Below are 21,598 nucleotides of genomic sequence, written 5' to 3' on the forward strand. Positions count from 1 at the left end.
AACCTAACCCGAGAATCAGCCAAGGACTGACAAATCCCAGACCCACAGAAATCATCAGCGTCGTCGACGCCGATGCTATCAGGCAGTGTCCCGCAAACATCACCCACCGGCGGCTGAAGTTGTCGGCAATGGCTCCGGCGAAAACTGAGAGGAAGAACACCGGCAATGTAGATGCGGCCTGGACGAGTGCAACCATAAGGTCGGACGCAGAAATCGTTGCCATAAGCCAACTGATGGCGACCGTTTGCACTAGCCAACCCAGGCTGGAAATCTGGGTGGCCGTCCAAATTGAGCGAAACACCTTGTTTCGAAATGGAGCCAGCGTCTTTGAAACGGGCGGTTGAGGATTTTCGCTCTGCATGAGGTTTTGCTGGCCTTCGATGAGCGCTGCGATTTGAGCAAGCGGTTCGGTACTTAGACATCGCGGAGCACCGCACGGAACCAGCTCTATGGAGCTTGCCGGCGACTATTTACGTATTGAGCCATTCTCATAGTCTCATTCATGAGCAGTCCTGTGCGCAAGCGTCGCTTTACTAAATTCCCACGACAAGCGCGCCGCCGCTGAGACCCGCACCCGCTGCCGCCAAGAGGACTTTCTCGCCAGGCTGAAACGGCTGCGCCCGATGGGCGAGCGACAATGAGAGCGGGATCGTCGCGGCGGAAGAGTTGCCATATTCGGCGATCGTCTTGACGATCGAGTGATCTGCGATGCCGAGATTCCCGCCGACCGCCTCGAAAATGCGAGCATTGGCCTGATGCGGCACGAAACGATCGAGGTCTTGCGGCCTCAGTCGGGCAGCAGTGAGCGCATCTCTCGAGCAGGCGGTCATCATCTCCACGGCCTTGCTGAACACTTCACGGCCGTCAGTGATCGTCATCCGTGTCTGCTCGAGGTCGAGGTCGCCATGGAACGGGGTGTTGCTTCCGCCGGCGGGAATCTGGATCAGCCCGTAGCCCGAACCGTCGGAATCCACCGAAGCGCCAAGAATGCCCCGGTCAGTGTCGTCGCACGAGCCGATCACCACGGCGCCGGCGGCATCGGCAAACAGCACGGCGCTGGCGCGCTCGGCCGGATTGATGCGGCGGCTGAGGATGTTGGCGGCAATGACAAGGGCCGCCCTGCCGTGCAGGCGGGTGAAGCCGTCGGCGAACATCAGCGCATAGATGAAGCCGGCGCAGGCGCCGGTCAGGTCGATCGCGCCGGCGCGACCTAGTCCCAGCCGATGTGCGACCAGGGGCGCGCTTGGCGGCAGAAGATGATCGGGTGTGGAGGTAGCGAGCAACAGCAGGCCGATGTCGCCGCGGTCGATACCGGCATTGGTCAGCGCCATGTCGCCGGCGTGCGCGGCAAGGGCCGACAGCGTGTCTTCGTCCGCTGCCCAGAAGCGCGACCGTATCCCGGTGCGCCGCTCGATCCAGCCGGGTTCAAGCCCGAGACGATCTTCGATTTCCGGATTCTCCACCTTGCGCGCGGGCGCATGATGGCCAAGCCCGAGAATGCGCGATGATCGGCTCATGGCTTTGAGCCGAAGCGTTCGCCGGCCTCCTCGATGGCGTCATAGAGCCCATCCAACTCGTTGCCGGTAATGCAATAGGGCGGCAGAAGGTACAGGACATTGCCGAGCGGGCGCACGAGCAGGCCGCGCTCAAGAAAAAAAGCGCGCAGTTTTGGCCCGATCTCGGCCAGATAACCGGCTGAGCCGGTGCGTAGGTCGAGTGCCGCGATGGTGCCGGTTGTCCGGCAATCGGTGAAGCGAGGGTTGTCGCGAAAGCGTCGAAGCCCGGCGGCCTGTCGCTCGCTCAAGGCCGCGATCCGCTCGGCCACCGGCTCGTCGTGCCAGATCTCGACATTGGCAAGTGCCGCCGCGCATGCAATCGGATTGGCGGTGTAGGAGCTCGAATGGAAAAACGTCTTCTTGCGATCCTCGGAATAGTGAGCCTGGAAGATGGCATCGGTGGCGATCGTGGCGGCCAGCGGGATGGTACCACCGGTCAGACCTTTCGAGGTGCACAGGATGTCCGGCGAGACGGACGCCTGTTCGCAGGCGAACATGGTTCCGGTGCGCCCCCAGCCGGTCATCACTTCATCGGCGATCAGCAGCGTGCCGGCGGCCTCAGTGATCCTCTTCAATTCGGTCAGAACCCAGGCCGGATACATGAGCATGCCGCCGGCGCCGAGCACGAGCGGCTCGACGATCAGCGCGGCGGCGCGCCGGTCGCGGGAGAGTGCCTCGAACCGATCCAGCGTTTCCTGCTCGCGCCCGGCGGCCGGGAAGGGGATGGTGTCGACCTCGAACAGCAAGGGCTCGTAGGCGGCGTTGAACACGCCACGGGCGCCGACGCTCATCGCCCCGATCGTGTCACCATGATAGCTGTGCTCCATGACGACGATGCGCGAACGCGGCGCGCCGATGTTGCGGAAATAGCCGAGCGCCATCTTCAGCGCGACTTCGATTGAGGTCGAGCCACTGTCGGAATAGAACACCCGGTCAAGGCCGGCGGGTGCGAGGCCGACAAGCGCCTCGGCCAGGCGCTCGGCCGGCTCGTGGGTGAAGCCTGCGAAGATGATCTGGTCGAGGCTCGACGCGGTCGTCTCGATGGCCTTCATGATGCGGGGGTGGCGGTGGCCATGAGTGACGACCCACCAGGAAGAAATCGCATCCAGGATGCGGGAGCCGTCGGCCTTGTGGAGATAGGCGCCTTCAGTCAGCACGATTTCAGGGATCGAGGGCTCTAGCGCGTGCTGCGTGAACGGATGCCAGACTCGAGACTGCGCCATCAGTCGCCTCCGGCAATCATGGCCAGGTCGAAGCCGGAAATCATTGCATCTCTCAACGTTTCACCCGTCAGCGGACCGAGGTGCGGCAGCCTGCCGAGCTGCGGCACGCCGCCGAATTCCACGATTGTCCTTTGCGTATCGGCCACCTCTTCGCCCATGAAGGCAATGCCGATGAGCGGGATGGAGCGGGCTCTCAGGGCCTCGATCGACAACAGCGTATGATTGATGGTGCCGAGCGCGGTGCGGGCGCACAGTATGACCGGCAGCCGCCATTGTTCGAATATGTCAATGAACCTTGTCTGTCGATTGAGCGGCACCATCAGCCCGCCGGCGCCTTCGATGACGAGCGGTGTCGGCAGGACCGGAAATGAAAGATCGTCGGCCTCGATCGCGACGCCGTCGATTTCGGCTGATCGATGCGGCGACAGCGGCATCGTCAGTCGATAGACTTCGGGCAGCACGCGTCCGTCGGGCAAGCCGGAAAGCCGGGCGACGACCTCGCTGTCAGTCTCCTCGTCGAGGCCCGATTGCACCGGCTTCCAGTAGAAGCCGTCGAGCAGCCCGGCAAGTCCGGCCGAAAACACTGTCTTGCCAATTCCGGTGTCTGTTCCGGTGACGACGATGCGTTTGGTCATGCTGTGGCCAACACCTCGACGAGAGCCTCGACCATGGCGGAAATGTCGGTCTCGTCGACGTTGAGCGTCAGCGAAATGCGCAGGCGCGATGTGCCCTCGGGCACCGTCGGCGGACGTATGCCGCGTATGTCGAAGCCGCGTGCCTGCAGGGCCGCCGCCACCGCCATGGTGCGCCCAACGTCGCCGATGACAAATGGCTGGATCTGCGAGCCGCTGGGTACGACGCCGCAGCGCTCGGCCAATTGGCGGCCGGCGCAGGCAACGCGTTCCTGCAGCTGAGCGCGGCGCATGGGCTCGTCGGACAGAATAGTCAGCGCTTCGCGCGCCGCGACCGCCATCAGCGGCGAGGGCGCGGTGGCGTAGATGAACGGCCGGCACCGGTTGACGAGATAATCGCACAGTGTCCTCGGCCCGGTGACGAGTGCACCGGATGCGCCGAGCGCCTTGCCGCATGAGTGGAGCGTGACGATGTTGTCGCGGCCTTGGCACGCGGCGGCCAGTCCCCGGCCGTCCGGTCCCCAGACGCCGGTGGCATGCGCTTCATCGAAGACGATGAATGCTTGGTACCGATCAGCCAGCGCGACCAGGCTCTCCATTGGCGCACGGTCGCCATCCATGCTGTAAAGGCTTTCGACGGCGATCCACACGCGCCCCATGCCGCCTTCAGCGCGCCAGCGGGTGATTGCGCCCTCGACAGCGTCGACGTCGTTGTGCGCGGCCAGCTTGAACTCGGCGCGTCCGGCCTGTGCCCCCTCATGCATGCTGGCATGGGCGAGTTGGTCGAGGACCAGCAGGTCGCCCTTCTGCGGCAGCGCGGTCAGCAGAGCGAAGTTGGCGATATAGCCGCTGCCGAAGAACAGTGCGCGCTCGGCTCCGAAAAATGCCGCTGCGTCCGCCTCCAATTGCTCATGTTCCGGTGCGTTGCCGCGCAACAGCCGCGACCCGGCGGCGCCCACCGGCGTGCCCCGCGCAATCGCCGCCGCAACCGCGTCGCCTAGCCTTCTCGAAGCGGCAAGTCCGAGATAGTCGTTCGACGAGAAGTCGAGCCCGGCGCACGGTGCGAGCGTCCGCAGCCGGTCCTTGCGCGCCAGCCCCTGCAAGGATGCGTCATAGCGGGCAAGAATTGCCTCGTTCATTGCGTGGCGAGTTCCATCGGCTTGATGCCGAGACGCTGGAACAGAAGGCTATCCTTGTCCTCGCCGGGATTGTCCGCCGTCAGCAGCGTGTCGCCGACAAAGATCGAGTTGGCGCCGGCAAAGAAGCACAGCGCCTGCGTTTCGTCGCTCATCGCCGTCCTGCCGGCGGACAGCCTTACACAGGATTTCGGCATCATCACCCGCGCGAGCGCAACGATGCGGACGAAATCGATCGGATCGATGGCGTCGGCCGCGGCAAGCGGGGTGCCTTCGATGGGAATAAGCATGTTGATCGGCACGCTTTCCGGCGGCTCGGGCAGGTTCGCGAGCGTGACCAGCATGTCGATGCGATCGGTCTTTTCTTCTCCCATCCCGACGATGCCGCCGCAGCAGACTTTCATCCCAACCGCGCGCACGTGCCCAAGCGTTTCCAGCCGGTCGGCAAAAGTCCTGGTTGAAATAACCTCGCCATAGTAGCGCTCAGAGGTATCGATGTTGTGGTTATAGTAGTCGAGACCGGCCTGCTTCAGGCGAGCAGCTTGCTCAAGATCGAGCATGCCGAGCGTCATGCAGGTCTCCATGCCGAGCGCCTTGACGCCCTCGATCATGGCGACCACAACGTCCATGTCGCGCTCCTTGGGACTTCGCCACGCTGCGCCCATGCAATAGCGCGTTGCGCCGCCATCACGCGCCTTGGCCGCTTCGTCGATGACATGCTTGACGTTCATCAGCTTCGACGCCTTCACCCCGGTTTCGTAATGCGCAGACTGGCTGCAATAGCCGCAATCTTCGGGGCAGCCGCCGGTCTTGATGCTAAGGAGGCGCGACAGCTGCACTCGGTTTCGATCGAAGTTCTGGCGGTGGATCGTCTGAGCTAGGAACAGCAGATCGTTGAATGGCATGCCGTAGATGGCCTCGGCCTCTTTGCGGTTCCATCGCGGAGGCGTTCCATCGACCGATTGCATGGTCTGGTTCACGTCGAACTCCGAGTTCATTCCAATCGTCATCGTCAAACCTTTGTTGCTAGTCCGGTACGCCTTCAGGAGTCTGTCGACCAGCAAGCTCGGTCCGACTTGGCTTTGGAGCGCACTCGCTAAAAGGCGAGCTGCGGCACGTCTTTCCATCGCCTTCCTACGCCTGCCGAGCTGATGTTGCTCCTCATGTCGTAATCCTCAGTTCAAATGCTTGCAGATGTTCTGGTGGTCCGGCATGTCCAGGCCGATGTCGAGGATCGGGGCGCTGTGCGTCAGCCATCCCATGGAGATGAGATCGACACCGGTCGCCGCAATCGCCGCCGCCGTTTTCGGCGTCACCCGACCGGAAGCCTCGGTGATCGTACGGCCACCCACTATAGAAACCGCGCGGGCAAGATCCTCGACCGACATATTGTCGAGCAGCACCGCGTCAACACCAATCGCGAGCGCTGCATCGAGCTGCTTCAGCGTGTCGACCTCAACCTCGACCTTCACCATATGCCCTGCGGCGGCGCGCGCCCGCTCTATTGCTGTGCGGATATCGCCGGCGATCGCGATGTGATTGTCCTTTATGAGCACGCCGTCATCGAGGCCGAACCGGTGATTGGCACCGCCGCCGACGCGCACGGCGTATTTCTCCAATGCCCGCAGGCCGGGCGTCGTCTTTCGCGTCGATACAATCCTCGCCTTGTGACCGCGCACGGCCTCAACCATCGCCGCTGTGGCAGTGGCAATGCCGCTCAGCCGGCATAAGAAATTGAGGGCCGTGCGTTCGGCCGTGAGCAGGCCTCGCGCGGGTCCGGACAATCTTGCAATGGTTTCCCCGGCCCCGACATCGCTGCCATCAGGGCGCCAGATCTGGATGTTAATCGCCGGTTCCACGAGCAGGAAGGCGTACGAGACCAGATCGAGCCCGGCAACGACGCCCGCCTGCCTCGATTTGAGCACCAACGTGGCAGTGCAATCATGCGGGATAACCGCATCGCTGGTCAGGTCGCCGCATCTGCCCAGGTCTTCGAGGAGCGCACCGCGCACGATCGGTTCGATCAGGGTCGCGGGGAGGGGGGAGAATGAAATCATATCAGGTGCTCCGTATTGTAGCCCGGCAATCGAGTGCGGCCGCGGCCCGCATTGCGCTGTGCAGTGTCAGCCGTGATGGGCGCGCGTCGGCATCGTGGAGCGGGAAATCGGACCGACAGTGCGCGCCTCGACTCTCTTCCCGCCCCAGGGCCGCCACGGCGATCATCAGTGAGACCAAAGCCGGACCAGAGGCAGCGACATTGTCAGCTGCGATCGGCAGCAGGGTCGCCACCGCTTCGCGCATTGCCTCGCCGTCGCGGATGATACCCAGGGCGGCGGAGACAATCGGGCGGACCGCGGAAGCGTCTGGTCGTGGAGGGACGAATGTGGAGCATCTGCGCGGTCGCCGGGTATACGACGTGCCGGCAACGCTTTCGGCAACCCAGCTCGCGGTGACCGCCGCTTCGGTGAGCGAGTTGCTGGCCAGGCGGTTGGCGCCGTGCAGGCCGGTACAGGCGACCTCACCGCAGGCCCACAATCCCTCGATGGAGCTGCGGCCGGCGCTGTCTACGGCGACGCCGCCCATGTGATAATGTGCCGCCGGGCGCACCGGGATCGGGTCGGTCGCGGGGTCGACCCCTGCGCTCCGGCACAATTCGGCGATGCCTGGAAAACGCTTGCCAAATCTCGGGCCGAGACTTTGCCGTGCATCCAGGAATACGCGGCGTCCAACGGCAAGCTGGTGCCAAATGGCGCGCGCTACGACGTCGCGAGGCGCAAGTTCACCGCCAGGTGTGTCAGCGAGGAAGCGCTCTCCTCGCTCATCGATAAGCACCGCGCCTTCGCCACGCACGGCTTCGCTCACCAGCGGCATTGGCCGGCGCGGACCGTCGAGCGCAGTTGGATGGAACTGTATGAATTCCAAGTCGGCGAGTTCCGCCCCCGCCCATGCGGCGAGCGCCAGCCCGTGACCCCATGAGCCAGCGGGGTTTGTCGTGTCGCAAAACAGCCCGCCGACGCCGCCGGTCGCCAGCACCGCGCGACGCGTGGGCAGAGCGAGCGCGCCGGCTCGTCCTGCGGCGACCACGGCGATGACCGACCCGTCCTGCACGACCAGCCGGCGGACCTCCACATTTTCGATAGTGGTGATCGAGGCTGTACGCCGAACCGCGGCGATGAGCACGCGCACCAACTCGCGACCGGTGGCGTCGCCGGCTGCATGCACAATCCGCCGTCGCGAGTGTGCCGCCTCGAGCCCAAGTCGCAACGCGCGGTCAGGGTGCTGGTCGAAGGCGACGCCGAACCTTTGGATCGTCCTAATCGCTTCGGGTGCAGCTCGGACCACTCGCCGCACCGTGGCCTCGTCGCAGAGTCCGTCGCCGGCAGCTATCGTGTCGCAAAGGTGAAAATCCGGGCCGTCGTCGCCGCCGAGACTTGCCGCAAGACCGCCCTGGGCAAGCTCACTGCAGGCTCCGGTTCCAAGCGGCGCGTTGGTCAAAAGCACGACCGGTTCCGGCGCCAGATGAAGCGCCGTCATCAGGCCGGCAATGCCGCCGCCGATGACGACCGGCGCCCCGGCGATGTCGCGAACCTCCAGGCTCATAGGGAAAGCATTCGCTCGACCGCGCGGCGGGCGGGGCCGGCAATTTCCGGATCAATCCGGACCTCATGCCGGTTCTGCTCGAGCGCGGCGCGAATGTTGGCCAGGTTGATGCGCTTCATGTGCGGGCACAGGTTGCATGGGCGAACGAACTCGACGTCGGGATGCGCGACCGCGACGTTGTCGCTCATCGAACATTCGGTCAGAAGGACGACACGCGTCGGTTTCTCCCGCTCGACATAATCCGACATCGCTGCGGTCGAGCCGGAGAACTCCGCCTCCGCGACAACGTCTGGTGGGCATTCTGGATGGGCCAGCACGATGACGCCTGGATGGGCATCGCGCAGTTCCCGAATGTCTGCTGCGGTGAAGCGCTCATGCACCTCGCAATGGCCTTTCCAGGCGATGATCTCGACGTCTGTATCGGCTGCCACGTTCCTCGCCAGATATTCGTCCGGCAGCATCAGCACGCGCGCCACGCCAAGCGATTCCACCACCGCCTTCGCGTTGCCGGACGTGCAGCAGATGTCGGACTCCGCTTTTACGGCGGCCGAAGTGTTGACGTAAGTAACAACGGGGACCCCCGGATACCGCAGCCGCATTAACCGCACGTCGTCTGCCGTGATCGATTCGGCCAGCGAGCAGCCGGCGCTGAGATCCGGGATGAGCACGGTCTTGTTCGGATTGAGCAGTTTTGCCGTCTCGGCCATGAAATGAACGCCGGCAACCACGATGATGTCGGCGTCGACCGTCACCGCCTTGTGGGCCAACGCCAGGCTGTCGCCGACGATGTCTGCCACGCAATGAAAAATTTCGGGCGTCTGGTAATTGTGCGCCAGCACCACCGCATTGCGCTCACGCTTCAGCGCTAAGATGGCTTCAATATCGCCGGCGAACGCGAGCCATTCAACGGGAGGGATCACCCGCCGGACACGCTCATACAGGGACGCAGCCATAGGTAACGCCCCAGCCATTGGCGCCTCGATTATATTCGGTTTGACAATAAGGGAATATGTCTACCTTGACTATAAGTATGTCAAGCCCGCGCCAGCGGTAATTTTGTCCCGGCGATAGCCCTGTCGTCGAGAACGGCATGGCGGAAGCGATAAAGCTTCGCCGGTCGGCCGCCCGTGTCGAGGGAGGTCTCCCCAGTCTCCTCAACAAGATCCTGCTGCTCGACCAGTCTCCGGAAGTTGGGCTTGTTGATTAGCCTGCCAGCCAGAGCTTCCACGGTTCGCTGCAGTTGCAGCAGCGTGAAGGAAGGCCGCATAAGCTCGAACACGACCGGCCGGTATTTGATCTTCGAACGCAGCCGCGCAATCCCGGTTGCCAGAATACGACGGTGGTCAGCGACCATTGGTTTGCCAGCCGCGGCCGCAATCGCGTCCCTGCCGCCACCGGCCTCTTCAATCAGAGCAGCTTCATAGAGCAACTCGTAGCGTTGGAGCGTGAGTTCCTCGTTCCAATGGCGGTCGTCGAAGCCGAAGGCTATCGCAGCGCGCTGCCGGCGCTCGCGTTGAGTGGTCGGCTCGCTGGCGCCGCCGGCCCACTCAATCAGGCGGGGCCGCAATCTATCGAGCAGCACAGGCGGCGTGCCGAAGCGGTGGTCCTCCCAGGGAAAATATTCGTACCAACTTTGCCAGCCGCACGCGGCCGAGTTCGTTGCCTGTTCCTTCCTGGTCAATGCGAGATAGCTGATTGAGATGACGCGCTGGTGGCGCTCAGTGCCGATGCGGTCGCGATCGGCGAAGGTGTAGAGTTGCTCGATGTATCCCAGTGCATGGCCGGTCTGCTGCTCCACCCACCCCCTCAAACCCGACTGCAGCGATCGATGCTCAAGGGCAAAAGGTCCAGAAGGGAGGGTGTCCGCATGACCGACGGTGAGGACACAGGGCTCACAGTCGTTTACAGCGACCACGACGGCAGTCAGGTCCACTTTGGCTTCGTCAGCTTTGACGGCGGCTTTGCCTTTCTTGGTTCTTGTTGTCTGAGGATCCATGTTTGCGAAAGTGGGTTGGCCCAACGGAGCGCCTTAATCGATTGAATGTAACCTTGGCAGCCAGCACGTCAACACCGTAGTACTCAAGCGCTGTTTTTAGCTCTTCGCAGTCGCACAAAAATATGTCAAACGCGACACCCGCTGTTGGCAACGTAAGGAAAGGGGGGCGTCGGTTGAGCGCGGCTGGTGAGATAAAAGGGATTACCCCTCCAGATATTCGATTGCGAAAAGGCCAGACGCCACTTGTATGCTTGACGGCCTACACCACGCCGGTCGCGAGGCTACTCGATCGCCACTGCGACATCGTTCTTGTCGGCGACAGCGTCGGCATGGTGCTGCACGGCCTGTCGTCGACGCTGGGCGTCACGCTCGACATGATGATCATGCACGGACAGGCCGTTCGCCGCGGCCTAGAACACGTGCTGATGGTCGTCGACCTGCCCTTCGGTTCCTACGAGGAAAGCCCAGAGCACGCTTTCGGCAACGCTGCGCGCGTGATGGGTGAGACCGGTTGTTCAGCGGTGAAGCTTGAGGGCGGCGAGACCATCGCGGAAACCATCCGCTTCCTTGCCGCGCGCGCCGTACCTGTCATGGCCCATGTGGGGCTGACGCCGCAGGCGGTAAACACGTTCGGAGGCTATCGTGTGCAGGGCCGGGGAGCCGATGCAGAGCGGATCAGGCGCGACGCCAGGGCGGTAACCGAGGCGGGCGCCTTCTCCTTGGTGCTCGAAAAGATACCGGAGCAGCTTGCACGGCAGATAACCGCCGATATCGACATACCCACAATCGGCATCGGTGCCTCGCAAGCTTGCGACGGCCAGATTCTGGTGAGCGACGATATGCTCGGGCTCTTCACCTCATTTCGGCCGAAGTTCGTCAAACGCTATGCCGAGCTCGGTGAGCAGGCCGAGGCGGCAATCGCCGCTTACGCCACCGATGTACGGAACCGGCACTTTCCGGCGGTCGAACATCTCTATGTCAACGCCTTGAAAGCCGGAGACTTCACATGAGCGTGCCGATCGCTCGAACCGTGAGCGAGCTGCGCGCCGTCGTTGCGCAATGGCGTCGCTCGGGTGCCACGATCGGTATTGTGCCGACCATGGGAGCCTTGCACGACGGGCATCTGAGCCTCGTGCGGAAGGCGCTTGAAAGGGCCGAGCGGGTGATCGTGACGCTGTTCGTAAACCCCAAGCAGTTCAACAGCCCCGCCGACCTGATTGCCTATCCTCGGACGGAAAGCGAAGATGCTGCCAAGCTCGCGCCGCTGGGCACGCATCTGCTCTATGTGCCGGACACAGAGGAAATGTACCCGGCGGGCTTCGCCACGGCCGTTTCAGTGTCCGGCATCAGCGAATGCCTGTGCGGCGCATTCCGGCCCGGCCATTTCAATGGCGTGGCGACAGTCGTGGCCAAGCTCTTCCTGCAGGCCGGCGCTGACTTCGCCTTTTTTGGCGAAAAGGATTTTCAGCAACTTCAGCTTGTTAGGCGCTTGGTCCGGGACCTCGACATTCCGATCACTATTGTGCCCTGTCCGACAGTCCGCGAAGCCGATGGTCTTGCGCTATCGTCGCGCAACGTGCGGCTCTCCCCAGCACAACGCGCCATTGCCCCAAAACTAGCATCGGTCCTGCTCGATACGGCCGAGCGGCTTGCACGCGGCTCTCCCATCCTGCCTGCGCTTGATGAAGCGCGTGCAACAATTCTGGCTGCCGGCTATCGCGAGCTCGAATACCTGGAGCTTCGCGGAGAAACAGACCTGCAATCGTTAGCAAGCCTTGACCGACCGGCGCGCTTGCTTGCTGCGGCTTGGCTTGGCGACACGCGGCTCATCGATAACGTCGCAATATCACCCATCGGTAGTTGGTCAGGTGCGCGGAGCTCTCTCCAATCGGAAGCAGCACAGCAATTGCGGTGATGACGGCGGCGCGTCGTACGCCCTGCAGGGACAGGCCATCATTTAGAACCACGTCTCCGCCCGGCTTCCAGCAACCTCCGCGAGGTACGCAAAGCGCAGATGCATCGCGTATTTGAAACCTTGGTCGAGCAACTCTCTGCAAGCGTCGATGCCGTCGATCTCCATGAGGCAATGGCGTCCGCCGCAGCCGGGTTCGACTTTCCGCTCTTCGCTTATTTCACCTACCCATCCGCTTCCGGCGACACGCCGCGATTGATCTCGAACTATCCATCATCATGGACATCACATTACCTGCAACTGCGCTACCACAGCGTGGATCCCGTGATCCTGCGGGGACTGCGGGGCTGGGATACCTTCGACTGGGGTGTGGACCGCGATCACCGTTATTTGCCGACCTCGCAGCAGGAAGTCCTGGAAAAAGCAGCTGAGTTCGGCATTCGCGGCGGACTGACCATGTCGATGCATGATCATCGCGGCCGGTTCGCCGCACTGACCTTCGCCTCCAACGAGGCGCATCCGCCACTTTTGAGGTCGCTGACGCGCTACGAAAAAGCAATGCAGCTGGTTGCGATCACCGTTCATATCCATGCCCGGCGCAGGCTCGCCGAAGATTGCGTGGTAGATGGCATAACGCTCACCCCGCGGGAGTTCGAGTGCCTGAAATGGGCGGCGTGCGGCAAGTCGGCCTGGGATATCAGCCAGATTCTCGGTGTCTCGAAACGCACCGTGACCTTCCATCAGGAAAACGCCAAGGCGAAGCTTGGCGTGCGAACTATCAACCAGGCCATAGTGCGGATGGCTGCTCGGGCGAGATCCTGATCCTCTCCAAGGCTAGCTGTAAAGGTCTACAGGCTGCATTAATGACGGCTTTGCGCTTCGATTGCGTGGACACATCCCGCACGGAGACGACAATGATGCAGCTGATAACACCCGACTGCTACGCCGAGTTCGCGAGCGAACTCAGGGAAATGCACGGGCTTAGGTATCGGGTTTTCAAGAAGCGGCTCGATTGGGAAGTGCAGACCGAAGGCGAAATGGAAACGGACCCGTTTGACAGCCTGAACCCCGTCTACCTGCTTCTCAAGGGGTCCGATTGGCGAACTTGCGGCTGCGTCCGCCTTTTGCCGACCACCGGACCGACTATGTTGCGCGATACGTTTCCGGCGCTGCTGGATGAGATGGTGGCCCCTGCGAGTGCCGATATCTGGGAGAGTAGTCGTTTCGCGCTCGATCTCCCTCCGACAGCGCCGAAGGCTGCTGGCGGCCTGGCACAAGCAACCTACGAGCTCTTCGCGGGCATCATCGAATTCGGCTTGGCCAACAATCTCTCCGGGATCGTAACGGTGACAGATACGCGCATCGAAAGGATCCTTCGTCTCGCGACCTGGCCGTTGTCACGTATCGGACAGCCCAAGCAGGTCGGCAACACCGAGGCAGTCGCCGGCTTCCTCGAGATTTCCTACGCCAGTCTCTTGCGCATCCGCTGGAGGGGACGCCTGAACGGGCCGGTGTTGTGGCAACCAGTTCTCATCCAATCGGCATAGCGCCTGCGGATGCTCAGCCGTGACCTGGGTTAAGTCTGCTCACGGCCGCCACCGCCCGCCGTCAAGCTGAGCGGACCCGGACCCACGAGCATTCGACTGTTCCGGTCGATCGACTCGCGCGGCCGGACTTCGGATTTCCGTAGGCGCAACCCGCAGTCCAGCGTGAGCACGCCAAAATGGCGCCCGTCCGCTTGGAAAGAAGCCAATGTGGCTCCTGAGGTCGCCTTGGAATATGGACCGGCCGCCGTGAGCGATCCCAACCTCAAACCTTTGCCGGTATGCCGGTTTGGCCGGACCGTCGGCCAGTCGGAGCAGTCCCCCGATAAGGACCCGAGCTGACGCGCGATCCAACAGCGCCCAAGCCTATGCTATGTGCATTACCGTTCGGTTGGCCATATCGTCCAAGACCGCATGAAGAAGGCTTCCAACCTCCTGCGCAGCGAGCTCTGGCGCAATTCCTACATCGGACAATTGAATGAGCATTTTCTTGGCAGCACAGCGCCAGAACGCACTCGCCGCCTCGCCGTTCTTGGTCTCGAGGGCCTGGCGATACTTCGACCAATGTGCGTCGCCGAGGCAGCGGAAATACGCAAATGTTTGAGTCATGCATCAATCACCTCACAGTTTCAGTTCCACAAAGAAAACACCGGCGCTTCAAAAGCGCCCCGCTAGCGCGGTGACGGTTCGCGGCGACATGACGAGTTCCACTTCCCCGTCGACAAGCCGTTGGGCGATGAGCCGCCGGACCGCACATCCGGACCGCACATAAGGTGAACCACCATTGCTGATCCGGCTGCATTTCCTGTGCCGTTCCGCGACGAGGCGTTCCAGCCCGAATTGACGTCCAATGACTTAATTTCTGAAAGGGCAGGGCGGTACGAATCACCCGATTGTTCCGCCGCTTACATTCCTGCGAGCTTGTGCATGAACGATTAAAGCGTGCCCGAGCCGTTCTTGGTGGCCGCAGAAGGGAATCATGTCATCCGCGCCTATCGTAAGGCCGCGCGACTTCTAGCATGGCTGCACTGCCCCGATAGGGCTTTGCAATCGCGCGTTTCGAAGCCTATGCTTTGGCATCGGCCGTCAGTTACTTCGGATGCAGCCGACAGTAAGAGGTACGCGCTCTTGCCCGCATGGGAGAGAGCCTTGCCCGAATCCCTTTTTCGCAACCAGGTGCTGAAATCCCTTTCGCCGGAGGATTTCGCGCTGTTGCGACCATCGCTGCATCACCTCGAACTGGACATCAAGGCTCAGTTGGAGATCGCGCATCAGCCGATCAGGAATGTATATTTTCCCGAGAGGGGCATCGCCTCGGTGGGCGCCACCATGACCGGCGGACGGCAATGTGAAGTCGGCATTATCGGATATGACGGGATGACAGGAATAGCCGTCATTCTCGGACAGGACAGCTCTTCCAACGAGACCTATATCCAGGTCGCAGGCAATGGCTGGCGCCTGCCGGTTGAAATCCTTCGTCCTGCGGTTGCGGAAAGCCCGTCGCTGCGCACGTCACTGCTGGACTATGCCCACGCGCTCCTTGTCCAGTCGTCCCGGACGGCACTGGTCAATGGCCACTCCAAAATCGAGGAACGGCTGGCCCGCTGACTGCTGATGATCCATGACCGCTCTGACGGAGACAAGATCTACCTGACGCATGAATTTCTGGCGACCATGCTCGGCGCCCGCCGTCCCGGGGTCACCACGGCCCTGCAAATGCTTGAATATCGAGGACTTGTCCGTGCCAAGCGCGGCGAGGTCACGATTATCGACCGCGTCGGATTGATGGAACTCACGCATGGCGCTTACGGCGAGGAGGAGCAACGTTATTTCGGCCTGGCCACCGCTGCCTGACTGTCGGACATAGGCTTGAAGGCTGCCGAACTCCCGTCCTAGATCGTGTCAGTCAGAGTTTCAGGGAGGCGGGTGAAAAAGCCGCCGAAGCCTATGTTCTGTCCAGAGGCAAAGGCCCGGTTCCTCTCCACCGCCCAGGCGATCCGCGCCATTCGAACGCTTAAGCCGGCGTGCAAAGCGACCGATCGCGAGTTGAGGAATTGGTGGCGGCGACGTCCATCGTTCACGGTGTGCCCGTCGCCTTCGACGCAAAAACAGCCGATGGAGTAGAACCACGGCTGCATTCCTAGGAGGGCATGCCGCGCCGTCCAGACTGTCAGATCGGGCATTCGTCAGATGGTTGTCCGCTAACTTAACTGGCAGAGTCTACAGGACGTGTCCAGCATTGCGAACTCACCGATCGCTTGGCGGCCAAAGCTGCCGGCAAGCGATCGCCTCATCCAGCCGTCTGCACTATCTCATCACAGACATCATCGGCGATGCTACCTGCCCAGCATATGTCCAGCATTTCGCAGGGCGGCCAGAAGGAGCCTCGCATAGCCTGTGACATCGATCTGGGCCTGCATGGACAGGGGCATGCTGGTCCAGTTCTCCAACGGTGCAATGAAAGGTGAGAAGGTGCCATTGACAAGGCAACAGCAGCTAACAAGGCCCTCTCGGTCCAATGCCACCACACCGATGTTGTCGCCTGGATATCCAATGGCTGCGACTCGCTGGACCTCCAGGTCACCGTCAACCCGCACGTTGAAAAGAAGGCTACCACGGCTCCTCGTGGCTATCTCAGCCGCCTTCTCATCAAAGCTTGAAGAGAGCAAGCGGACGCTTTCCACCGCCATCTGGAAAATCACCAAATCCAGTTCATTCACGGCCATATGGGCAATTGCGCGCAATGGGTGGTGATTGCAATGACACACACTGCTTGTTCACAGATGTCGGTCACGAACGATCATTCGTCGGGTTCCGGTTCCGACCAACGGTGTGGCCACCTGATCGTGCTGCGGTTCGAACATTCCTAACGCGAGCCGAGCGCGCTGTTGATGAGGATGGAGTCTAGGTCTCGGGCCCTGCCTCGCGGCTTGCTCATCCTTGGCAGACCCCTTGCAACGCCGCCGCGATGGCGCAAACGCCAGATTACGCTGATCCATCGCTTGATCGTGAACTGAGCTTCTGAACACCCTTGGTGGGACAGCAGGGTGGAAGGGCTTGACCAACGCTGCCCCCGTTTTGGAAGAGGCCCGTCCTCGATTGATTCTTTGGAGCCCCGTGCGGCGCGCAGGCAAATGTTGACGATCTGGACGCAGGTCCCAGACCCCAAGGCAAACAGGGAACCTTCCAGCCAGCCAAGCTGCGCCGAAGCAAAGAGCGACCTTTGGAATTCCCAAGAACTGACCCTTCCATAGTTGACTGGCAACCGCAGCGCGAGTGCGGGAGAGCGAACAAGCACTGCGTGAGAGGTCCTGCGCGTTTTCCCCTCTTTGCTATTTGGCACATCGCTTGCGCCGAAGTGGGCGCAGCGTTCGACCGGAGCACTGCATGGAGAAGGAGGAGCCCCACCCCGATCCGGTCAAGGAGAGAAACGGTGTTGGTTCCACAAGTCCCCATAGCGAACGCAGCGGCCCGCAAGCGCCATTTTGCCCGGGCCTGCGTGCAGGTGCTTGCCGGCATCGCCCTGGGGGCTGCAATTGGCTATTTCTATCCGGAGACCGGCGAGAGCCTGAAGCCGCTCGGCGATGCTTTCATCAAGGTCGTGAAGATGATCATCGCACCTGTCGTCTTCCTGACAATTGCGACCGGCATCGCCGGCATGAACGATCTGCAGAAGGTCGGCCGCGTTGCCGGCAAGGCGATGGTCTATTTTCTCACCTTCTCAACGCTCGCACTTGTCGTCGGACTTATCGTCGCAAATGTCGTTCAGCCTGGCGCTGGCCTCAACATCGATCCGGCTTCGCTCGATCTCCAGGCCGTGAAGAGCTTTGCGGCCAAGGCCCACGAGCAGTCCGTGACCGGTTTCCTGATGAACATCATCCCGTCAACCATTCCCGGGGCCTTCGCGGACGGCGACATCCTGCAAGTCCTGTTCTTCTCGGTCCTGTTCGGCGCGGTCTGCCGCTACAACGGCCGCTCGATCTTCTCTCTCGTCCGATACATCAAGGACGAGCTGCTGCTCGCAACGTCCTCCACGGAGGCCGCGCTGCCCTCGCTCATGGAGAAGATGGAAAAGGCCGGCGCCACGCATTCGGTCGTGGGTCTCATTCCATTCAATCTGGACGGCACGAATATGATGCTCGCAGCCCTCTTCATCGCCCAGGCGACGAAAACTGATCTGCCGATCGGCTGCCGGATCCTGATGCTGTTTGTCGCTTTGTTCCCTTCGAACGGAACAACCCGCATTACCGGTGCAGGCCTCGTCACAATGGCTGCAACGCTCTTTCTTGTTCCGGCCGCACCGGTCACCTCCGTGGGGCTTATTCTTGGCGTCGATCAGCTTATGTCCGAATGCCACGCGCTGACGATTTTTCTCCGCAGCGTAGCGGCAACGCTGGCTGTCGCCCGGTCTGGGGCGAGCGGGATAAACGACGATTCGGGGAGCGCCTCACGAGCGGACCGTTCAGCGCTCTGGCGGTGGACGGTCAAGTCGCCCGGCGTGGTGAACGCAGTCCCCGCGCGAACGACGCTCAGCTATTGGCGTGGGCCCGATGGCGCAAAGCCGTATTTGAGAAACCGCCAGATCGCACCGGCACCTGTGCGCCTGTAGCAACTGCGGGGCACGATCAAAAGCGACCCCATTTTACACCAGAAAGGCGGGCCGTTGCTGCCACGCCGTCCATGGATCGGAGCCTCATGTCTAAGACAACTGCCATCACTCTCGCGGTTCTCCTTTTTCTCCTCGCCGTGCTGCTTTCCGTGCTGGCGAGCCATAATAGCGCGCACCGGCACGGGCGGGAAAGGCCGCCCCCGACCATGCAGTCGTGCCAATAGACAGTCAAAAGTGGAGCGGCACTCGTCAACGACCCCGCTTCGCCAATCGCCGGCAACCCGGAAGGTCCGGGAACCCTTCAGCGCTCTGCCGGGTGGACGGTCAGTCGCCCGGCGTGGTGAATGGCGGTCGCGGTTGCCCGGCCCGCGCGAACGACGCTCAGCTGGTGGGGTGGGCCCGATGGCGCAAGGCCATCTTTCCAGAAACCGCCAGAGCGCACCGGCATCGATAGCTGTCCGCCCTCGCGACTGCGCCCTGTGGCAAGTGCGGGGCTCGATCAAAGCATTTTACAGCAAAAGGCGGGCCGTTGCTGCCACCCCGTCCATGGATTGGAGACCCATGTCTAAGCCGACTGCCATCACTGTCGCAGCTCTTCTTTTACTCCTCGCCGTGCTGGCGAGCCAATATAGCGCGAACCTGCACCGGCAGGCGTGGTCGATCGAGAGGCAAAAGTGGAGCGGCGCATTCGACAACGACCCCGCTTCCCCAATCGCCGGCAACCCGCAAGGCGATGCCGTTCTGGTCATATTCAATGACTACCACAACTGTCCGCATTGCAGACTGGCAGATCTCAATTACCAGAAAGCCATCAAGGATGATCCCAATTGCCGGTCCTGGGACCGGATTCCGAATTCGCAGCCGTAGCGGCGCTCGCCTCCAGAAAACAGGGAAAGTATGACGAATTCCACCGCGCCCTTATGGCTTTCCCCAGTCGGATTAACGAAAGGATCACTCTCATGATCGCAGCACGTGTGGGCCTCGACGTTGAGCAGCTCAAGCGGGACATGCAAGATCCGGCCATGGCAGATGAATTTGCTCGCACCCGGGCACTCGCGAAAGGTCTGCACATCCTCGGTACGCCCGCGTTGGTGGTCGGCGATAAAGTGATCGCCGACTGGTCGACATGGCCAGCTTGCAACGCTTGCTCGCCGATGCGCGCTCAAAGCGCGCTGGCTCTCGTGCGGGGCAGCATCTGTAGATCGGCCACGCTGTTGTTGCCGGAGCGTGCCGTTTGTGGCAGCTGGCTTTGCTGTTGCTCCTCGGCATCTTGTTGCGGTCATCCAGCTGCCGTGGGCGCCAACAACAATCCTGAGCGCCGCGCCTGAAGGCGCTGGCCGGGTGCTCGTGAACCGAGCCCGCTTTTCTTCGCCAGGCTCAGGCGGTCTCGGCCCTGCGGCTTCGCCCCCTGGCGCGGGGCAGCCTTCGGCTGCTGACGGTCGCCGGCCTGTCGGCCGGCGTCGTTTTTATCGTGGCCTTCCCCGGTGGCGCAGGGTGGGCAGCACTCCCTTCTAGGCCCGCCGCGGCGTCCCGCAACCCTTCGCTTTCGCTTCGGGTCCTCCACTCCGTTCCGGTCCTGCGGATGCAGTCCGCCTCCGACGTCGGGCCTTTCCGGTCGCTTTCGCCGCCCACCCCGCTTCTGGGGAGGGCGCGCGATTGAAGAGCGGAGGACATCACGATGCGTGCAAACAACAAACGTTGCGGCAGCCGACAGGCTGGCGCAGACAGTGGCGGGCGCACCGGCGCCAGCCTTTATCAGGAAATCACCGACCGCATCATTGCCGAACTGGAGCGCGGCACCGTGCCATGGGTCAAGCCGTGGGGCAGGGCAAGGACAGGCCTCGGCCTGCCGCGGAATGCGGCCACCCAGCGCCGATATTCCGGCATCAATATCCTGATCCTGTGGGGCGGGGTCATCGATCGCGGTTTCCCCAGCCAGAACTGGCTCACCTTCCGGCAGGCGCTTTCCCTAGGCGGCAATGTCAGGAAGGGCGAGCACGGCACCACCATCGTTCACGCTGACCGCTTTGTTCCCAAGAACGAAAAGCAACGCGCCGACACCGATGGCGACGAACCGCAGGCGGTGCCCTTCCTGAAGCGCTTCACCGTCTTCAATGTCGCGCAGTGCGATAATCTGCCCGAACATCTTTACGCCGCCGGCGAGCCTCTGCCTGAGCGCGAGATGGTCCCGCAGGCCGAGGCGCTCATTCATGCAAGCGGCGCTGATTTTCGCATCGGCGGCGAGCGCGCTTTCTACATGCCCGGCAGCGACACCATACAGGTGCCGCCGCAGCCGGCTTTCTTCCACCAGATCGACTATTACCGGACCTGCTTTCACGAGCTTGGCCACTGGACCGGCCACCCGACGCGACTCGCGCGCGACCTGTCCGGCTCCTTCGGGTCCAAGACCTATGCGCGCGAGGAACTGGTCGCCGAAATCACATCAGCCTTCATCTGCAGCAGTTTCGGCATCGAGCCGACCGTGCGCCATGCCGACTACATCGGCTCATGGCTGACGGTTTTGCGCGAGGACAACCGCGCCATCTTCCGCGCCGCCAGCCATGCCTCGAAAGCCGCCGATTTCCTGCTTGGCCTCAATGCCGATGTCGAAGGCGAGGCACATGCCGAAACCGCCCATGGGAGCGCGCAATCCTCACACGCGACCGCCTTGCGCCTCTGATGACGCAAAAGCCGCGCGCAACCAACTCGACAGTTCTCTTTGAGGTTGCGCTAAAGCCGATGGCCGGCGTTGGCGCCGATCGTTTATCGGACCGAGGTTCGCAAAAAAGGGCGGCATTGCTGCCGCCCTCTCGTTGCGAAAGCTGCCAGAGCTAGATTAGAAATCCATGCCGCCCATGCCGCCCATGCCGCCGCCGCCCATGCCGCCTGGCATGCCGCCGCCAGCCGACTCCTTCTTCGGAGCCTCCGCGATCATGGCTTCGGTGGTGACCAGCAGGCCGGCGACCGAGGCCGCATCCTGGAGAGCCGTGCGCACGACCTTGACCGGATCGACGATACCCATGGCGATCATGTCGCCATATTCGCCGGTCTGGGCGTTGTAACCGAAGGTCGCGCTGTTGTTCTCGAGGATCTTGCCGGCAACGATTGATGCTTCCGCACCGGCGTTAGCCGCGATCTGACGGGCCGGAGCCTGCAGCGCGCGACGCACGATGGCGATGCCAGCGGTCTGGTCGGAGTTGGCGCCGACAGCCTTGATGGTCAGCGAAGCGCGCAGGAGTGCGACGCCGCCGCCGGGAACGATGCCTTCTTCGACGGCCGCACGGGTCGCGTTGAGGGCGTCATCGACGCGGTCCTTCTTTTCCTTGACTTCGATCTCGGTCGCACCGCCGACGCGGATGACGGCAACGCCGCCCGCCAGCTTGGCGAGAC

At 62.3% G+C, this 21,598-nt stretch carries 24 protein-coding genes; 10 read left to right on the plus strand and 14 right to left on the minus strand.

All coding sequences use genetic code 11. From position 1 onward, the window contains the following. The 10 genes from EN807_RS31325 to EN807_RS31370 all read right to left on the minus strand — a co-directional run. Positions 1–361, minus strand: a 361-nt coding sequence (locus EN807_RS31325; protein ID WP_189522638.1) for an MFS transporter, incomplete at its 3' end; no start/stop codon positions are given. A gap of 172 nt (positions 362–533) precedes the next feature. Further along, positions 534–1,517: a beta-ketoacyl-ACP synthase III gene (locus tag EN807_RS31330; protein ID WP_135937837.1), complete on the minus strand. Its 984-nt coding sequence runs from the start codon at positions 1,515–1,517 to the stop codon at positions 534–536. Continuing rightward, a complete protein-coding gene (locus tag EN807_RS31335) occupies positions 1,514–2,779 on the minus strand; it encodes an adenosylmethionine--8-amino-7-oxononanoate transaminase (RefSeq protein ID WP_135937838.1) in 1,266 nt (421 codons plus the stop codon). The genes EN807_RS31330 and EN807_RS31335 overlap by 4 nt, the downstream gene beginning before the upstream one ends. Continuing rightward, complete coding sequence (gene bioD, locus EN807_RS31340; RefSeq protein WP_029354884.1) at positions 2,779–3,414, minus strand: dethiobiotin synthase; 636 nt, start codon at positions 3,412–3,414, stop codon at positions 2,779–2,781. Before bioD ends, EN807_RS31335 begins: the two co-directional genes overlap by 1 nt. After that, positions 3,411–4,550, minus strand: coding sequence for an 8-amino-7-oxononanoate synthase (locus EN807_RS31345; RefSeq protein ID WP_135937839.1), 1,140 nt, complete (start codon positions 4,548–4,550; stop codon positions 3,411–3,413). The genes bioD and EN807_RS31345 overlap by 4 nt, the downstream gene beginning before the upstream one ends. Beyond that, positions 4,547–5,515 carry a biotin synthase BioB gene (gene bioB / locus EN807_RS31350; RefSeq protein ID WP_246684477.1) on the minus strand — a complete coding sequence of 323 codons (969 nt, stop codon included), beginning with the start codon at positions 5,513–5,515 and terminating at the stop codon, positions 4,547–4,549. The genes EN807_RS31345 and bioB overlap by 4 nt, the downstream gene beginning before the upstream one ends. Before the next feature lie 207 nt (positions 5,516–5,722). After that, positions 5,723–6,604 carry a carboxylating nicotinate-nucleotide diphosphorylase gene (gene nadC, locus EN807_RS31355; protein ID WP_189522640.1) on the minus strand — a complete coding sequence of 294 codons (882 nt, stop codon included), beginning with the start codon at positions 6,602–6,604 and terminating at the stop codon, positions 5,723–5,725. A 1-nt stretch (position 6,605) separates the two neighbouring features. Next, a complete protein-coding gene (locus EN807_RS31360) occupies positions 6,606–8,147 on the minus strand; it encodes an L-aspartate oxidase (RefSeq protein ID WP_029354892.1) in 1,542 nt (513 codons plus the stop codon). Continuing rightward, positions 8,144–9,118 carry a quinolinate synthase NadA gene (gene nadA, locus EN807_RS31365; RefSeq protein WP_029354894.1) on the minus strand — a complete coding sequence of 325 codons (975 nt, stop codon included), beginning with the start codon at positions 9,116–9,118 and terminating at the stop codon, positions 8,144–8,146. Before nadA ends, EN807_RS31360 begins: the two co-directional genes overlap by 4 nt. 62 nt (positions 9,119–9,180) lie before the next feature. Continuing rightward, positions 9,181–10,143, minus strand: coding sequence for a hypothetical protein (locus tag EN807_RS31370; RefSeq protein WP_135937841.1), 963 nt, complete (start codon positions 10,141–10,143; stop codon positions 9,181–9,183). Positions 10,144–10,316: 173 nt separating this feature from the next. Between EN807_RS31370 and panB the strand changes: the two genes are divergently transcribed. From panB to EN807_RS31390, 4 genes are all read left to right on the plus strand, one after another. Next, positions 10,317–11,153: a 3-methyl-2-oxobutanoate hydroxymethyltransferase gene (gene panB, locus EN807_RS31375; RefSeq protein ID WP_135937842.1), complete on the plus strand. Its 837-nt coding sequence runs from the start codon at positions 10,317–10,319 to the stop codon at positions 11,151–11,153. After that, positions 11,150–12,058, plus strand: a complete 909-nt coding sequence (gene panC, locus EN807_RS31380; protein WP_127212114.1) for a pantoate--beta-alanine ligase — start codon at positions 11,150–11,152, stop codon at positions 12,056–12,058. The genes panB and panC overlap by 4 nt, the downstream gene beginning before the upstream one ends. Before the next feature lie 120 nt (positions 12,059–12,178). Beyond that, positions 12,179–12,877, plus strand: a complete 699-nt coding sequence (locus EN807_RS31385) for a LuxR family transcriptional regulator (RefSeq protein ID WP_337126752.1) — start codon at positions 12,179–12,181, stop codon at positions 12,875–12,877. 92 nt (positions 12,878–12,969) lie between these two features. Further along, positions 12,970–13,602, plus strand: coding sequence for an acyl-homoserine-lactone synthase (locus EN807_RS31390; RefSeq protein WP_127212116.1), 633 nt, complete (start codon positions 12,970–12,972; stop codon positions 13,600–13,602). 363 nt (positions 13,603–13,965) lie between these two features. Here the strand turns inward: EN807_RS31390 and EN807_RS37050 are convergent, their stop codons facing one another. Then, positions 13,966–14,208, minus strand: coding sequence for a DUF6074 family protein (locus tag EN807_RS37050; RefSeq protein WP_127212198.1), 243 nt, complete (start codon positions 14,206–14,208; stop codon positions 13,966–13,968). Between the two features lie 540 nt (positions 14,209–14,748). On the opposite strand from EN807_RS37050, the gene EN807_RS31400 reads away from it, so the two are divergent. Continuing rightward, positions 14,749–15,207, plus strand: coding sequence for a hypothetical protein (locus tag EN807_RS31400; protein WP_348627944.1), 459 nt, complete (start codon positions 14,749–14,751; stop codon positions 15,205–15,207). Between the two features lie 6 nt (positions 15,208–15,213). Further along, complete coding sequence (locus EN807_RS37725; protein WP_287378762.1) at positions 15,214–15,453, plus strand: helix-turn-helix domain-containing protein; 240 nt, start codon at positions 15,214–15,216, stop codon at positions 15,451–15,453. Positions 15,454–15,491: 38 nt separating this feature from the next. Here the strand turns inward: EN807_RS37725 and EN807_RS35870 are convergent, their stop codons facing one another. Together EN807_RS35870 and EN807_RS31410 are read right to left on the minus strand one after the other, a co-directional pair. Further along, positions 15,492–15,782, minus strand: a complete 291-nt coding sequence (locus EN807_RS35870; protein ID WP_164759987.1) for a hypothetical protein — start codon at positions 15,780–15,782, stop codon at positions 15,492–15,494. 153 nt (positions 15,783–15,935) lie between these two features. Beyond that, a complete protein-coding gene (locus EN807_RS31410) occupies positions 15,936–16,325 on the minus strand; it encodes a hypothetical protein (RefSeq protein ID WP_127212199.1) in 390 nt (129 codons plus the stop codon). 728 nt (positions 16,326–17,053) lie between these two features. Here EN807_RS31410 and EN807_RS31415 point away from each other — a divergent pair. From EN807_RS31415 to EN807_RS31425, 4 genes are all read left to right on the plus strand, one after another. After that, on the plus strand, positions 17,054–18,208 hold the full coding sequence (locus EN807_RS31415; protein WP_246684478.1) for a cation:dicarboxylase symporter family transporter: 1,155 nt from the start codon (positions 17,054–17,056) through the stop codon (positions 18,206–18,208). A 402-nt stretch (positions 18,209–18,610) separates the two neighbouring features. Beyond that, entirely contained in the window at positions 18,611–19,075 is a 465-nt protein-coding gene (locus EN807_RS37055) for a hypothetical protein (RefSeq protein WP_246684476.1), read from the plus strand. After that, complete coding sequence (locus EN807_RS37060; RefSeq protein WP_245485869.1) at positions 19,036–19,536, plus strand: DsbA family protein; 501 nt, start codon at positions 19,036–19,038, stop codon at positions 19,534–19,536. The genes EN807_RS37055 and EN807_RS37060 overlap by 40 nt, the downstream gene beginning before the upstream one ends. Positions 19,537–19,886: 350 nt before the next feature. After that, the gene (locus EN807_RS31425) at positions 19,887–20,888 is read left to right on the plus strand and encodes a zincin-like metallopeptidase domain-containing protein (protein WP_135937845.1); all 1,002 of its coding nucleotides are present in this window, start codon (positions 19,887–19,889) and stop codon (positions 20,886–20,888) included. 156 nt (positions 20,889–21,044) lie between these two features. On the opposite strand, the gene EN807_RS31430 is transcribed toward EN807_RS31425, so the two are convergent. Further along, positions 21,045–21,598: TCP-1/cpn60 chaperonin family protein (locus tag EN807_RS31430; protein WP_281405230.1), on the minus strand; the 554-nt coding region annotated here is incomplete at its 5' end.

It is taken from the genome of Mesorhizobium sp. M5C.F.Ca.ET.164.01.1.1, from assembly GCF_004792125.1.
In the GTDB taxonomy this organism is placed as follows: domain Bacteria; phylum Pseudomonadota; class Alphaproteobacteria; order Rhizobiales; family Rhizobiaceae; genus Mesorhizobium; species Mesorhizobium wenxiniae.